Raw genomic sequence first — 13,858 nt, 5'->3', positions numbered from 1 at the left:
CCGGACCAGGCCCCCCCCCCCCCCCCCCCCCGAATTGAGCGTAGAGTTGTTGGTTCAATCGGGATATCGTCTGAAGCAAGCGATGTCGGGTGGGGGAAACATGGGAAAGCTCACGTACAACTCAACCTTGACAGCCGATTTCGATGACCGGGTGCTCGCTCACATCCAGGTTGTGGTCGGGGCCAAGCTGCGACGCGGGGAATGCTTCTACTTCACCTGGCGGGACGACCCCCAGGGCGGCGACGGGCGCAGCACGATCTGGCTGCACCCCGCCATCCCCCTGTCCTACAAGTATTTCGGCGGCCGTTCCCCCAGCCTCAACCGCGAATGGATCGAAGCCCTGATGCTGTCCGCGAATTCGTCCGGCGGCCTCCAGCTCGTGCCTGAACCTCATCGACCTGCAACAGTGACAGTGAAGGACGAATCGTGACTCGAGTCGACATTGTGTACGGCGGCCAGCAGTACTCTCTCGGCGGCCGATCGATCGAATCGATCCAGGCGGAGGTCGACGCGGCTGTTCTCTCGGGTGCCCCCTACTGGATGCGGGTGAACAGCGGCGGCGGCCGGTTCGAGGATGCCTTCCTGCTGATCGCCCCGGGGATCCCGTTCGCGATGTTGCGGGTCAAGGGAGACAACGGCGACGACATCGACCTGGACGTGGACGGCGTCTTCAACCAGGACGTGCTCTGATCCAGTAGAGCGGCTCCGACAGAGCAGCCGGTCGGTCGGGAGGCGTGCACTGCTTCGCGCCAGCGCTCGCGCTCGCCCGGGCAGTACCCGCTTCCGGAGGCTCGCTGCGCCGTCAGGGCACGAGATCCGTCCCCGGGGCAGCCGCGCGGCTGGCACACTTGAAACATGCTGCCCACACTTGCCGAGTTGCTCGGATCTGCCCGCGTCGTCGCCCTGCCGCTGGTCACGCGGTTCCGCGGGATCGACACCCGGGAGGCGCTCCTGCTGGAAGGCCCCCAGGGCTGGGCCGAGTTCTCGCCCTTCGCCGACTACGACGACGCCGAGGCCGCCGCCTGGCTTCGAGCCGCGATCGATTTCGGCTGGCTGGCCGCCCCCGCGCTCCTGCGCGACAGCATCCCCGTCAATGCCACCGTGCCGGCGGTCTCCGCCGAGGACGTCGCCGGAGTCCTGGCTCGGTTCCCCGGATGCCGCACCGCCAAGGTCAAGGTCGCCGACCCCGGCCAGACCCTCGCCGACGATGTCGCACGCGTGCGGGCCGTGCGGAAGATTCTCGGCCCGGAAGGGCGCATCCGTGTGGACGCGAACGGGCTCTGGAACGTGGACGAGGCCGAGCACGCCATCCACGCCTTGAACGAATTCGACCTCGAATACGTCGAGCAACCGTGCGCGACGATCGAGGAACTCGCCGAGATCCGCCGCCGCACCGCGTACCTCGACGTCGGCGTCGCAGCGGACGAGAGCGTGCGCCGGGCCGAGGACCCCCTGCTCGTGGCCCGCACGGGCTCGGCCGACATCCTCGTCATCAAGGCCGCGCCGCTCGGCGGCATCCATGCCGCTCTGGCCCTGGTCGAGCAGGCCGGTCTCCCGGCCGTCGTCTCCAGCGCCCTCGACACCTCGGTCGGTATCTCGATGGGCGCCCACCTGGCCGGGGCGATCCCGAACCTCGAGTTCGACTGCGGCCTGGGCACGGCCTCACTGCTGGCCGCGGATGTCACCACCGACCCGCTCCTCCCCGTGGACGGTCGCATCCCGGTTCGCCGGGTCACGCCCGACCCGGCACTGCTCGAGCAGTATGCGGCCGCGGACGACCGCCGCGACTGGTGGCTGGCCCGCCTGACCCGCTGCCACGCCCTCCTGGCCGACTAGCCGGGTAGCCGGGCTCGCCTCCGGCCGAGCAGGCTCCGGTGACACTCCTGCCCGGCCCGGCACGGGGCTAACTCAGGAAATCCCCTGCGCCCGCATCGGTGCAGCCGCAGACCAGTGCGGATCACGCCACCACTGGTGCCGGATCTCCTGAGTTGGCCACGGAAGCGCCCGGCGCGAGTCGACCCGCGAGGGTTTAGAGACCCGAGTAGGCGTGCAGTCCCTTGAAGAACACGTTGACGACGCCGAAGTTGAACATCACGGCGCTGAAGCCGATGATGGCCAGCCAGGCCGACCGCGACCCGCGCCAGCCGCGCGTGGCCCTGGCGTGGATGTAGCCGGCGTAGATGGTCCAGATGATGAACGTCCAGACCTCCTTGGTGTCCCAGCCCCAGTAGCGGCCCCAGGCCTGTTCGGCCCAGATCGAGCCGGCCATCAGGGTGAAGGTCCACAGGATGAATCCGATGATGTTGACCCGATAGGCCAGGTTTTCCAGCGTCGCCGACGAGGGCAGCGTGGCCAGGAACCGCAGCCGGCCGCCCGTCGGGCCGGCGACGGATGCCTCCCGCCGGAACTGCAGCAGCTGAACGCCGGAGAGGGCGAACCCGAGCGCGAAGAACCCGGTGCCCAGGGATGCGACGAACACGTGGATGACCAGCCAGGCCGACTGCAGCGCGGGCGGCAGGGGCGCGACCTCCACGTAGAAGCGCAGCGCGGCGATGCCGAGCAGCACCAGGACCATGCCGGTGACGAAGGTGCCGAGGAAGCGCAGGTCCGCGCGGGTCAGCACGATCAGGAACACGGTCACGATCAGCAGGGTGCCGGTCATCGCGAACTCGTACATGTTCGCCCACGGCACCCGCTCGGCGGCCACGCCGCGGAGCACGTCGGCCACGAGGTGGATCAGCCAGGCCAGAACGGTGAGTGAGACGCCCACCCGCAGGCTGGCCGACCGGCCGTAGGGGGTGGCGGCGTCGTTGGCGATGCGCGCGCTGATCCGGGTGAGGGTGGTGGTGCCCCCCGACTTCAGCCCGTGCGACTCCTCGGCGGCCGCCCGCCGGCTCTCCGCCTCGCCGGTCAGCTCCGCCGCGGATTTGACCGCGGCCGAGCGCTTGGCCAGGTCGAAGGAGAAGGCGATGAAGGCCAGTGCGTACACGGCCATGGCCGAGTAGAGGCTCAGGATCGAGAGCTCGTTGAGATTCACTGTGTCAGCCTAAGTCTTGTCGGATGCCGTGGCGGCCGTTTCGGTGGAAAGCAGCAGGTCAGTGTGCCGGTCGGCCAGTTCGGCGACCGCGGATTCGAGGGCGGGGTCCTCACCGCGGGCCAGCCCGGCGTACTCGAGCCGCACCGACCCGTCGGCCTCTTCGATCGCCTTGACCCAGACCCGTCGACGGGGCACGAACAGCGAGGTCAGCAGGCCGAGCAGGGCGAGAACGGCGAAGGTCAGCACCCACAGCTGGGTGGGGTCGTGGTGGATGTCGAACGACGCGAACCGCAGCACCGAGCCCGAGAAGTCGCCGGCTTTCGCGCCGGGGTTGGCGTCGTCGAACGTGACCGAGCCGAGCCCGTTCGGCAGCTGCTGGGTCTCCCCCGGCTTCAGCTCGATCGATTTCGTGCCGGTCTTGCCGCCCGTGAGCTGGGTCATCTTGTCGGTGTCGAGCGCGTAGACGGATGTCGGCACGCCCTTGTCGAGGCCGAGGTCGCCGGAGTAGATGTTCAGGGTGAGCAGCGGGTACTCGAGGTCGGGGTACGAGGAGAAGAACGCCCCGGAGTCCATGGTCGCCTGGGTCGGGTAGAAGAAACCGATCAGGCCGAGCTGCTCGGCCAGGCCGTCGGGAACCTTGACCACGCCCAGGGAGGTGAGGTTGGCATCCTGAGGCAGGAAGGGCACGGCATCGGTGAAGACGACCACCCCGTTCGGGTCTTTCACGGTGATCTTGGGCGCGTAGCCGTTGCCGAGCAGGTACACGTCGGTGCCGCCCGTGCGCGCCGGGGCGTTGACCTTCACCTGGCTTTTTTCGGGCGCCTCACCGCGATGGGTGACGGTGACGTCTGCGGTGAAGTCGAGCGGCTGGCCGTAGGCCATGAGGTTCTTCGTCTCGTACTTCACCTTGAAGTCGTCGAGGGTCAGCTTGTAGGGCTTGAGGCTCTCGTCGTTGAAGAACCGGCCCGGGTTGAACGAGTCGTAGGCGAGCAGGGTATTCACGAAGGTCTGTCCCTCGACGAGCACCCGCTGGCCGCTGAATCCGAAGCCGCTGCCGAAGCCGACCGTGATCAGGATGCCGACCAGGGCGAAGTGGAAGACCAGGTTGCCGGTCTCGCGCAGGTAGCCGCGCTCGGCCGAGACCGAGAATTCCCGGCCGCGCTCGAACAGGGCCACCCGGTAGCCGCCGGATTTCAGCATCCGCTTCGCCGAATCGACCGCGAGGGACGCGCTCTGGCCGGCCGGAATGGTGCGCTCCGTGAAGCCGGCCAGCCGGGACAGCCGGGCCGGGGTGGTCGGCGGCTTCGCCCGCAGCGCCTGGAAGTGGTGCTTGGTGCGCGGGATGACGCAACCGATCAGGGAGATGAACAGGAGCAGGTAGATGGCCGAGAACCAGGCCGACGAGTAGACGTCGAACGCCTGCACCTTGTCGAGCACGGGGGCGAGGTCCGGGTTGTCGGCGAAGTACTGGGTGACCCCGTTCGGGTCGGAGCTGCGCTGGGGAACAAGCGAACCCGGCACCGCGGCGATCGCGAGCAGGAGCAGGAGGAACAGGGCGGTGCGCATGTTCGTCAGCTGGCGCCAGAACCAGCGCAGCCAGCCGGTGAAGCCGAGGCGCGGCTGGCTGACCGCCGCGAGGGCCGGCGAGTCGTAGTGGTCAGAGGGCCGGGACATAACTTCCGATCGTTCCTTGCAGGTCGAGGAGCCAGACATTCCAGAGCCCGCTCACCATGAGCACACCGATGACGACGAGGAGCAGGCCCCCCAGAAGATTGATCGCCCGGATGTGCCGTTTCAGAAACGAAACGGCTCCGGTCGCCCAGCTTAGGCCGAGCGCGATCAACAGAAACGGGATGCCGAGCCCGAGCGCGTAGAAAAGGGCCAGCAGACCACCCTGCCACGGCGAACCCGTGGTCAGGCTGAGCGAGTTGATGGCCGTCAGGGTCGGCCCGGTGCAGGGCGTCCAGCCGACGGCGAAAACGGCTCCGAGCACGGGGGCGCCGGCGAGTCCCATTTTCGGCTTCCAGGAGGTCTTGACGATGCGCTGCGCGAAGCCGAACTGCCCGACGAACACGAGGCCGAGCAGGATCACCACCACCCCGGCGAGGCGGGTGACCAGGTCGCGGTACTGGTTGAGCCAGAAGCCGGCCACGCCGAAGACGACACCGGTGAGGACGAAGACGAGGGTGAAGCCGAGGATGAACAGGGCGACGCCGGTGAGCAGCCGGGTCTGGCCCCGCCGATCCCCGCGCACGGCGGTCGAGCGGCCGTCGGTGAAGCCGCCGATGTAGGCCAGGTAGCCCGGCACGAGCGGGAGGATGCACGGCGAGGCGAATGACACGAGGCCGGCCAGAACGGCGACCGGAATGGCCACCAGGAGCTGCCCGCTGAAGACGATCTCGCCGAAGGGGTTGTCCACGCCTACGATTCCTCGGCGATCGTGTCGCGCACGAGGGTCTCCAGGATGGACGGCGAGGTGAGGGAGCCGAGGATCCGGGCGGCCACCCGGCCGGACCGGTCGAGCACCAGCGTGGTCGGCACCGCGTTGGGCGGGATGCTGCCGCTGAAGGCCAGCTGCATGCTGCCGTTGTCCACGTCCATCACCGACGGGTAGGTGATGCCGAAGCTCTCGTTGAACGCGATCGCGTTCGCGGCCTGGTCGCGCACGTTCACGCCGAGCCAGAGGGCATCCGTGCCGGCGAATTCCGCGTTCAGCTTCTGCAGGGCCGGGGCCTCGGCGCGGCATGGCGCGCAGCTGGCGTACCAGAAGTTGACGACGACGACCTTGCCCGCGTAGTCCTCGCTGGTCACCGCCGCGCCGGTCTCATCCGCGCCGCTCCACGTCACCGCGTTGCCGCGGTCCGCGACCGGGATCTCGGTCCAGCTGCCGTCGCCCGCGATGAAGCCCTTGCTGCTGCCCTCGCGGTATTGCTCGGCCAGGGGGTCGCTCGCGCAGCCGGTCAGCAGCAGGGCACCTGCCACCAGGCCGATCAGGAGCGTGCGGGGCCGGCGGGTCATACGGCCCCCACGTCGGTGGCGCCGGACTGCAGGGCCAGGGCGGGATTGGTGTAGCCGGCCTCGACCAGCCGGTCGCCCGGCCAGGACAGGGTGGTGATGCTGGACAGGTCGCAGCGTCGCTTGCGCGGGTCGTGCGCCAGCCGCTCGCGGGCGAGCGCCCGGTGCACCATCCAGATCGGCAGTTGGTGGCTCACGAGTACGACGTCCCCCTCATCGACCGACCTGCGGGCATCCTCGATCGCGGCGAGCATGCGCTGCACGATCGATTCGAACGGCTCGCCCCAGCTGGGGCGCAGCGGATTACGCAGGGCCGGCCAGTTGCGGGCGTCACGCAGGGCGCCGTCCGGGCCCCGCATCCGTTTGCCCTCGAAGACGTTGGCCGGCTCGATGATGCGCTCGTCGATGTCGATCGAAAGCCCGAAGGCCGCCGCGATCGGGGCGGCGGATTCGCGCGTCCGCTGCAGCGGGGAGGAGACGATGCGGGCGACGGGGCGGCCGCGTTCGACCAGATCGGCGGCAGCGGCCTCGGCCATCTGCGCACCCAGGTCGGACAGACGGTAGCCGGGCAGGCGTCCGTAGAGCACACGTTCGAGGTTGAAAACCTCGCCGTGCCGCACGAGATGTACCTGATTGGCTACCACATCCCCAGTCTACGGAGAGGGTACCCGCGAATACGCCGAGAGCCGTGCGGCTAAACTTGACCGGTGACTGAGCGCATATTGATCAAGAACCTGGCCGCCCTCGACAACGGAACCGTGACGGTGTCCGGATGGGTCGATACCGTCAGAGACCAGAAGAAGGTGCAGTTCGTTGTGCTGCGCGACGAATCCGGCGCGGTGCAGCTGGTGAACCCGCGCACGACGGATGCCGATGGCGCCGTCGTCGCCGACGAACCGGCCACCACCATCTCGACCCTCTCGCAGGGCAGCTTCGTCACCGTCACCGGTGAACTCAAGCACGACGAGCGGGTCAAGCTCGGCGGCATCGAGATCAAGCTCGCGACCCTCTTAGTCGTCACCGTGGCCATCCCCGAGACGCCGATCGCGGCCGATTCCAGCCTCGACAAGCGCCTGGACTGGCGTTTCTTGGACCTGCGCCAGCCGAAGCAGAACCTGATCTTCCGTCTCCAGACCACGTTCGAGCACGCGCTGCGCACGTACTGGATCGACAACGACTTCATCGAACTGCACACCCCGAAGCTGATGGCCAGCGCGAGCGAATCCCGCGCCGAGCTGTTCGAGGTCGAGTACTTCGACACCAAGGCCTACCTCGCGCAGAGCCCCCAGTTCTTCAAGCAGATGGCCCAGTCCGCCGGCTTCGGCAAGATCTTCGAGGTCGGGCCGGCATTCCGTGCCGACCCGTCGTTCACCAGCCGCCACTCCACCGAGTTCACCAGCATCGACTCGGAGATCAGCTGGATCGACAGCCACGAAGACGTGATGAAGCTGCACGAGGAGCTGCTCGTCGCCGGTTTCACGGCCGTCAAGGAGAAGCACGGCGACGAGGTCCTGGCCCTGTTCGGGGTCGAGGTCACCGTTCCCAGCACGCCCTTCCCGCGCATCCCGCTGGCCGAGGCCAAGGAGATCGTCAAGACCCGCGGCTATGAGGTCCCCCGCGACGACGACGACATGGACCCCGAGGGCGAACGCCAGATCGCCGCCTACGTGCTCGAGACCTTCGGCCACGAATTCGTCTTCCTCACCGACTACGCCTCGAGCATCCGGCCGTTCTACCACATGCGCCACGAGGGCGACGCGAGCATCACGAAAAGCTACGACCTGATCTTCAACGGCACCGAGATCTCGACCGGCGCGCAGCGCGAGCACCGCATCGACATCCTGGTGGAGCAGGCGAAGGAGAAGGGCGTCGACCCCGAGGAGATCGAGGGCTACCTCGACTTCTTCCGCTACGGGGTTCCGTCGCACGGCGGGTTCGGCATGGGCCTGGCCCGCGTACTCATGCTGATGCTGCACCAGGCCAGCATCCGTGAGGTCACCTACCTCTTCCGCGGCCCGACCCGCCTCGAGCCCTAACCCCGGACCCGGTTACAGCAGGATGTCGACGGCCATCCGGGCGGTGACGACCGACCGGATGTAGGTTCCCGCGGCCTGGTGCGCGGGGTGGACCTGGTACCGGCCGACGGCAGCCAAGTCGTCGAAGTCGGCCACCAGGACCACGTCCCAGTTGGTGCCGCCCGCGACATCCGCGTCGACCCGCAGCGAACGGATCTCGTCGACGACGCCCACCAGTGCGGTGAGCCTCGACGCGATCTCGGCCGCGACCCGGGCCTTCGCGGCCGGCTCTGTCTCGGCCAGCTGCCAGGAGACGATGTGGCGGATCATCAGGTCACCGCGAGCAGCGCCGTGCGCAGCCGGAGCGGATCGATGCGCCAGTAGTTATGCACCTTGCCGTTGAGTAACAGAACGGGAATGTCTTCGACGTAGAGGGCGTGCAGCTCGGCGTCGTCAAGGATCGATTTCTCCTCCAGCACGATCTTCGGGGCGGACGGGTCCTCCGCCAGCTTGGTCACAACGCTGCCGACCAGGTCACGTGCGTCGTCGCAGAGGTGACAGCCGGGCTTGCCGATCAGGGTGAGGAGTGCGGTAGCCATGACTCCAGCCTATGCTGGCCCCGCGGGCGCCCGCGCAACTAGACTCAGCGCACATGTCTGAAGCCACCGCCACCCGTGCCATCGCGTTCTTCGACGTCGATAACACCCTGATGCGCGGTGCCAGCCTGTACCACCTCGGCATCGGCGCGTGGCGGCGGCGCATGATCAGCGGCCGGGAGATTCTGTCATTCGTCTGGAAGCAGGCCCGGTTCATCGCGGTCGGCGAGAACGGGGTGCACCTCGCGACCGTGCGTGAGCGCGCGCTGGAGGTCGTCGTAGGCCACACCCGCGCCGAGATCACCGTGCTGAGCCGCGAGATCTTCGACGCCCGCCTGCTCCGCCGGCTGTGGCCGGAGACGGTCGCCGTCGCCCGGGCGCACCTGGCGGCCGGTCGTGAGGTCTGGCTGGTCTCCGCGACCGCCCAGGAGGTGGCGGACGTCATCGCCGAACGGCTGGGGCTCACCGGGGCGGTCGGTACCGTGCTGGAGGCCGTGGAGGGCGTCTACACCGGGCGACTCGCCGACGGGGTCTGTCACGGAGACCGGAAAGCCCGCGCGGCGGGCACCCGGGCGGTGGCCAGCGGGGCGGACCTGTCGCACTGCTGGGCGTACTCGGATTCACGCAACGACATTCCGTTGCTGAACCTGGTCGGCAATCCCGTCGTCGTGAACCCGGATGCCCGCCTCCACCGGTATGCCGTGGCGCGCCACTGGCCGGTGATGCGCATGAAACGGGGCAGCATCGCGGCGGCCGCCCGCGCAAGCAAAAAGCGCTAGGTCCAAGGACCTAGCGCTCACGCCGTTACACGGTTGGAAGCTTGCGAACTAGAACCGTCACCGGTTCAGAACGGACTACTTCTTGTTGCGACGCTGGTGACGAGTCTTACGAAGCAGCTTGCGGTGCTTCTTCTTCGCCATACGCTTGCGTCGCTTCTTGATTACAGAACCCACACGGACCTCACAAAAGAATTGGTTTAGCCGCGGGATTCGCGACAGACACGGTAAGTATCAGCCTACCGGAAAAAGAAGGGCCGCTGACCCGGTGTGCACAATCCGGCTCACGCGGTGTCCGCGATGGGACGCTCGATGGCCGCGGTGACGGCGGATTGCGGCACCCGAAACGAGCGGCCGAAACGGATGGCGGGCAGTTCGCCCGAGTGCACGAGCCGGTACACGGTCATCTTCGAGACCCGCATCATAGCCGCGACTTCGGCCACCGTGAGGAAGCGAATATCCGATAGATCTGACGACATGACGCGCCCTCCCGAACCCGATCGCACTCTCGTTCACGGGTCTGGTACAGGCGGTGCCCGTGTGTTAGAACGTCACTATAGATGCACTCGTCAAGACCGTCTAGTCGTTCTTGCGCCACTTCCGCGGCTTGGCGTCCTTGACCGCATGCGCCATCTGGAATGACGTGTCGGCGAATGCCTTGCCGATGGCGATGGCGAACGCGCGCTGCTCGACCTTCAGCCCCTCGCTCTCCGCCGCGGCCTCGTCGGCCGTCGCGTCGAAGTCCACACTGAGGAAGGGGATGAGCCAGTCCTCGATCTCCTCGAGCGGCGCGTAATCGAGGTGGTAGTAGCGGTGCTGGCCGGATTCCCGCACGCCCACGAGCCCGGCCTCGCGGAGCACCTTCAGGTGCTTGGAGATGGTCGGCTGGCTGAGGCCGAGTTTGTCGACGATGTCAGACACGCTGAGCTCGCCACCGGCCGCGGTCGACTGGTTGTATCGCTCGAGGAGAATGCGTAGTATTTCGCGTCGGGTCGAATCCGCCACCACGCCGAAGATGTCTGCCATGCCCCAAGGCTACTCATTCCCGGTGGGGGATACCATGGCGATTGCCGGGTCGAGGGCCCGGAGGAGGTTTTCAATGCAGACGATGATGGCCGGCGCCGCGTTCGCCCATCGCCGCACCCGCTGGTACCTCCGCGCACGGGACTCCGTCGACGGCCTGGCCCGCCGGTCGCCGTCGCGGTTCGCCATTCTCGTTTTCACCTCGCTGATCCTGCTCTTCACCCTGTTGTTCTCCCTGCCGATCGCGTCGGCGGCGCGCACGCTGACCCCGCTCCATGACGCCCTGTTCACGGCGGTGTCCGTGATTTGCGTCACCGGCCTGTCCACGGTGGACATGGCCACGCACTGGTCGGCGTTCGGCAACATCCTGATCGTCGTGGGCGTGAACATCGGCGGAGTCGGAGTGCTGACCCTGGCCTCCCTGATGGGAATGGTCATCTCCCGGCGCCTCGGCCTCCGCGCCAAGCTGATGGCCGCCAGCGACACGAACCCGTCCCGGATCCACGCCGGCCCGGTCAACGAGGGGCAGACGGTACGACTGGGCGAGGTGGGCAACCTGCTGGTGACGGTTGCCATCAGCGCCTTCGCGATCGAGTCGGTCGTCACCGCGCTGCTCTTCCCGCGGATCCTGGCGAGCGGGGCATCCGTCGGAGAGGCGGCCTGGCAGAGCGTCTACTACTCGGCCATGGCCTTCACGAACACCGGTTTCAACCCCAACGTGGGTGCCCTTGCCCCGTTCGCCGACGACTATTGGTTTCTCAGCGCCCTGATGCTGGGGGTGTTTCTGGGCAGCCTCGGCTTCCCGGTCATCTACGCCGTCTCGCGGGGCTGGCGGCGCCCGCGGCGCTGGTCGGTGCACGTCAAGCTGACGCTGTTCACGACCGTGGTGCTGATGCTGGCGGGTGTGGCCGTCTACATCGCCCTCGAATTCGACAACCCGAAGACATTCGGGTCGCTGGGCGTGGGCGACACGATCTTCCAATCGCTCTTCATGTCGGTCATGAGCCGGTCGGGGGGCTTCGCCACGATCACCGTGAGCGATCTGAAGGGGTCCAGCCTGCTCGCCACGGACATGCTGATGTTCATCGGCGGCGGCTCGGCGTCCACCGCCGGCGGCATCAAGGTGACCACACTGGCGATCCTATTTCTGGCGGCCATGGCCGAGGCCAGCGGCCGCACCGAGATGGAGGCCTTCGGCCGCCGCATCCCCAGCGACATCCTCCGGCTGGCGGTGAGCGTGGTGCTCTGGGGCGCCACGACCGTGGCGGTGGCGAGCATCGTCATCCTGCAGATTTCGAAGGCGCCGTTCGACTACGTGCTCTTCGACGTGATCTCGGCCTTCGCCACCTGCGGCCTCTCGACGGGGTTAACCGCGGAACTGCCGCCCGCCGGGGTGTACGTGCTCGCGGCGACGATGTTCATGGGCAGGATTGGTACAGTGACTCTCGCGGCGGCACTCGCCGCGAGCCAGAGCAGGCAGCTGTTCACCCGCCCGGAAGAGAGACCCATCGTTGGCTGACCGGATCAGGCATGACGCCCCCGTGCTCGTCGTCGGCCTCGGCCGGTTCGGGGCGGCCACCGCCGGCCAGCTCGACCGCCTCGGTCGCGAGGTCCTGGCCGTCGACGACAGCGCGGCGCTCGTGCAGAAGTGGTCGGAGCGGGTCACCCACGCGGTGCAGGCCGACGCCACCTCCCTCGAGGCGCTCCGGCAGATCGGGGCCCAGGACTTCTCCATCGCCGTCTGCGCGGTGGGCTCGTCGGTGGAGGCCAGCGTGCTGATCGTCGCCAATCTGGTCGACCTCGGCATCCCGCAGATCTGGGCGAAGGCGATCTCCAAGTCGCACGGCACCATTCTCGAGCGGATCGGCGCCAACCACGTCGTCTTCCCCGAGGCGGAGGCCGGCGAGCGCCTCGCCCACCTGGTCTCGGGCCGGATGCTCGACTTCATCGAGTTCGACGACGACTTCGCCCTGGTCAAGATGATCCCGCCCAAGCCGATCCGGGGGCTCAACCTGACCGAATCCGGCCTGCGCCAGAAGTACAACGTCACCGTCGTCGGCGTGAAGAGCCCCGGCCGGCCGTTCACCTACGCCACGGAGAAGACGGTCGTCACCGACCAGGACCTCATCATCGTCTCCGGCACCGAGTCCGACATCGAGCGGTTCGCGGCCCTCGACTCCTAGCCTCACCCGCCGTCCGCGGCCGTCTCCGTCCCCGGCCCCGTCCCCGTCCCCGAGCGAATTCGACGGAGATTTTTCCGAAATCGCGCCCAAACAGCCCGAAACCGCTTTTTTACAGCAGTATCTCCGTCGAATTGGTTCAACGCCGGGCGGAGTGTTGCCGGGGGCGCGCGCCTGGCCGTCGCCGGGTGAACAGCACCTGCCCGAGCGAATTCGACGGAGATTCTGCCCGTTTCGGCTCCGAATCGCCCGAAACCTATTTCTTAGAGCAATATCTCCGTCGAATTGGTTCAGCTAGTGGCCGGCGAGCTCGCGCGCGCGGGCGAGGGCGGCATCCGTCGCGCGGTCGAAGAGTTCCTTGAGGCCGCCCTTTTCGAGTTCCCAGACGGCGCGCTCGGTCGTTCCGCTCGGGCTCGTCACCTGTCGGCGCAACTCGGTCGGCGACAGAGCGGATGCGGCGAGCAGGCTGGTCGCGCCGTGGAACGTGCCGTTCACCATGACCGCGGCCTCCTCGGGGGTGAAACCCTTGGCGACGGCCGTCGCGGTGAGCTGCTCGATCAGGTAGAACACGTAGGCGGGGCCGGAGCCGGAAATGGTGCTGAGGGCGTCGAGCTTCTCCTCCGGCACGACCAGCACGTCGCCGACGGTGCCGAACAGGGTCCGGGCCAGCTCCAGGTCGGTGGGGGTGGACCGCGTTCCCGCGCTCAACCCGGTGACGGCCTTTCCGACCAGGGCCGGCGTGTTCGGCATCGAGCGGATGACCGACACCGATTCGGGCAGCAGACCCTCGAACGTGGCGATGGTGACGCCGGCGGCCACGCTGACGACCAGCGTGCCGGGCTCGAGGCTGTCGGCGATCTCGGCCAGCAGGTCGGGGACCATCGGGGGCTTCACGGCGACGATCACGATGCGCGCGCCGGCGATGGCCTTGAGGTTCGCCTCCGGGTCGACATCCGTGGCCCAGGCCGTGACGCCGTCGATCCCGGCCAGTTCCTCGGCCTTGGCCGTGCTGCGGTTGGTGGCCCGGATGCCCCCGGTCACGGTCACCTCCGGCTTCAGCAGCCCGGTCAGGACGGCCCGGGCCATGGAGCCGGCACCGAGGAACGTGATGGTGGGAAGAGTGGTCGGAACAGTCGCAGTCATACCGGGAGTCTAGTTTCGCGCCCTGTGCCGACCGCGTGAGGACCACAAGCGACGGGCGTTCTAGGATTGGCTG

General features: G+C 67.7%; 18 protein-coding genes. 7 read left to right on the top strand and 11 right to left on the bottom strand.

Features of this window, described 5'->3' with window-relative positions:
- Positions 1-127 precede the first annotated feature (127 nt).
- The 3 genes from E3T37_RS11805 to E3T37_RS11795 all read left to right on the top strand — a co-directional run bounded on the left by E3T37_RS11805 (position 128) and on the right by E3T37_RS11795 (position 1,836).
- Positions 128-430, top strand: coding sequence for an ATP-dependent DNA ligase (locus tag E3T37_RS11805; RefSeq protein WP_370262064.1), 303 nt, complete (start codon positions 128-130; stop codon positions 428-430).
- Positions 427-690: a hypothetical protein gene (locus tag E3T37_RS11800; protein WP_134367009.1), complete on the top strand. Its 264-nt coding sequence runs from the start codon at positions 427-429 to the stop codon at positions 688-690. Before E3T37_RS11805 ends, E3T37_RS11800 begins: the two co-directional genes overlap by 4 nt.
- 165 nt (positions 691-855) lie before the next feature.
- A complete protein-coding gene (locus E3T37_RS11795) occupies positions 856-1,836 on the top strand; it encodes an o-succinylbenzoate synthase (protein WP_134367007.1) in 981 nt (326 codons plus the stop codon).
- Positions 1,837-2,029: 193 nt separating this feature from the next.
- Here the strand turns inward: E3T37_RS11795 and ccsB are convergent, their stop codons facing one another.
- From ccsB to E3T37_RS11770, 5 genes are read right to left on the bottom strand one after another with little or no spacing between them, the layout of a single operon-like run.
- The gene (gene ccsB / locus E3T37_RS11790) at positions 2,030-2,995 is read right to left on the bottom strand and encodes a c-type cytochrome biogenesis protein CcsB (protein WP_134367042.1); all 966 of its coding nucleotides are present in this window, start codon (positions 2,993-2,995) and stop codon (positions 2,030-2,032) included.
- Between the two features lie 51 nt (positions 2,996-3,046).
- Positions 3,047-4,711 (bottom strand): cytochrome c biogenesis protein ResB, encoded by a 1,665-nt coding sequence (locus E3T37_RS11785; protein WP_134367005.1) that lies wholly within the window; start codon positions 4,709-4,711, stop codon positions 3,047-3,049.
- A complete protein-coding gene (locus E3T37_RS11780) occupies positions 4,695-5,456 on the bottom strand; it encodes a cytochrome c biogenesis CcdA family protein (RefSeq protein ID WP_134367003.1) in 762 nt (253 codons plus the stop codon). The genes E3T37_RS11785 and E3T37_RS11780 overlap by 17 nt, the downstream gene beginning before the upstream one ends.
- 2 nt (positions 5,457-5,458) lie before the next feature.
- Positions 5,459-6,055: a TlpA disulfide reductase family protein gene (locus E3T37_RS11775; protein ID WP_134367001.1), complete on the bottom strand. Its 597-nt coding sequence runs from the start codon at positions 6,053-6,055 to the stop codon at positions 5,459-5,461.
- Entirely contained in the window at positions 6,052-6,696 is a 645-nt protein-coding gene (locus E3T37_RS11770) for a histidine phosphatase family protein (RefSeq protein ID WP_134366999.1), read from the bottom strand. Before E3T37_RS11770 ends, E3T37_RS11775 begins: the two co-directional genes overlap by 4 nt.
- A 63-nt stretch (positions 6,697-6,759) precedes the next feature.
- Here E3T37_RS11770 and aspS point away from each other — a divergent pair, with 63 nt between their 5' ends.
- Positions 6,760-8,088: an aspartate--tRNA(Asn) ligase gene (gene aspS / locus E3T37_RS11765; RefSeq protein ID WP_166789073.1), complete on the top strand. Its 1,329-nt coding sequence runs from the start codon at positions 6,760-6,762 to the stop codon at positions 8,086-8,088.
- Between the two features lie 12 nt (positions 8,089-8,100).
- On the opposite strand, the gene E3T37_RS11760 is transcribed toward aspS, so the two are convergent.
- Together E3T37_RS11760 and E3T37_RS11755 are read right to left on the bottom strand one after the other, a co-directional pair.
- Entirely contained in the window at positions 8,101-8,397 is a 297-nt protein-coding gene (locus tag E3T37_RS11760; RefSeq protein WP_134366998.1) for a Dabb family protein, read from the bottom strand.
- Complete coding sequence (locus tag E3T37_RS11755) at positions 8,397-8,666, bottom strand: glutaredoxin family protein (protein WP_134366996.1); 270 nt, start codon at positions 8,664-8,666, stop codon at positions 8,397-8,399. Before E3T37_RS11755 ends, E3T37_RS11760 begins: the two co-directional genes overlap by 1 nt.
- Before the next feature lie 53 nt (positions 8,667-8,719).
- On the opposite strand from E3T37_RS11755, the gene E3T37_RS11750 reads away from it, so the two are divergent.
- Positions 8,720-9,442 carry an HAD family phosphatase gene (locus E3T37_RS11750; protein ID WP_160141085.1) on the top strand — a complete coding sequence of 241 codons (723 nt, stop codon included), beginning with the start codon at positions 8,720-8,722 and terminating at the stop codon, positions 9,440-9,442.
- A 75-nt stretch (positions 9,443-9,517) separates the two neighbouring features.
- Here E3T37_RS11750 and E3T37_RS11745 read toward each other — a convergent pair whose 3' ends face one another.
- The 3 genes from E3T37_RS11745 to E3T37_RS11735 all read right to left on the bottom strand — a co-directional run bounded on the left by E3T37_RS11745 (position 9,518) and on the right by E3T37_RS11735 (position 10,465).
- On the bottom strand, positions 9,518-9,616 hold the full coding sequence (locus tag E3T37_RS11745; RefSeq protein ID WP_003792170.1) for a 30S ribosomal protein bS22: 99 nt from the start codon (positions 9,614-9,616) through the stop codon (positions 9,518-9,520).
- A gap of 107 nt (positions 9,617-9,723) precedes the next feature.
- Positions 9,724-9,918, bottom strand: a complete 195-nt coding sequence (locus E3T37_RS11740) for a helix-turn-helix domain-containing protein (protein WP_134366992.1) — start codon at positions 9,916-9,918, stop codon at positions 9,724-9,726.
- 100 nt (positions 9,919-10,018) lie between these two features.
- Positions 10,019-10,465, bottom strand: coding sequence for a helix-turn-helix transcriptional regulator (locus E3T37_RS11735; protein ID WP_134366990.1), 447 nt, complete (start codon positions 10,463-10,465; stop codon positions 10,019-10,021).
- A 73-nt stretch (positions 10,466-10,538) separates the two neighbouring features.
- On the opposite strand from E3T37_RS11735, the gene E3T37_RS11730 reads away from it, so the two are divergent.
- Positions 10,539-11,981 carry a TrkH family potassium uptake protein gene (locus tag E3T37_RS11730; protein ID WP_241975923.1) on the top strand — a complete coding sequence of 481 codons (1,443 nt, stop codon included), beginning with the start codon at positions 10,539-10,541 and terminating at the stop codon, positions 11,979-11,981.
- Positions 11,974-12,645, top strand: coding sequence for a TrkA family potassium uptake protein (locus tag E3T37_RS11725; RefSeq protein WP_134366988.1), 672 nt, complete (start codon positions 11,974-11,976; stop codon positions 12,643-12,645). Before E3T37_RS11730 ends, E3T37_RS11725 begins: the two co-directional genes overlap by 8 nt.
- A 291-nt stretch (positions 12,646-12,936) precedes the next feature.
- On the opposite strand, the gene proC is transcribed toward E3T37_RS11725, so the two are convergent.
- On the bottom strand, positions 12,937-13,785 hold the full coding sequence (gene proC / locus E3T37_RS11720; protein WP_134366986.1) for a pyrroline-5-carboxylate reductase: 849 nt from the start codon (positions 13,783-13,785) through the stop codon (positions 12,937-12,939).
- Positions 13,786-13,858: the final 73 nt, after the last annotated feature.

It is taken from the genome of Cryobacterium sp. TMT2-10, from assembly GCF_004403075.1.
Classification (GTDB): Bacteria; Actinomycetota; Actinomycetes; order Actinomycetales; family Microbacteriaceae; genus Cryobacterium; species Cryobacterium shii.
Note: the sequence above shows the minus strand (reverse complement) of the source record. Positions and strands in the feature narration are given on the sequence as shown.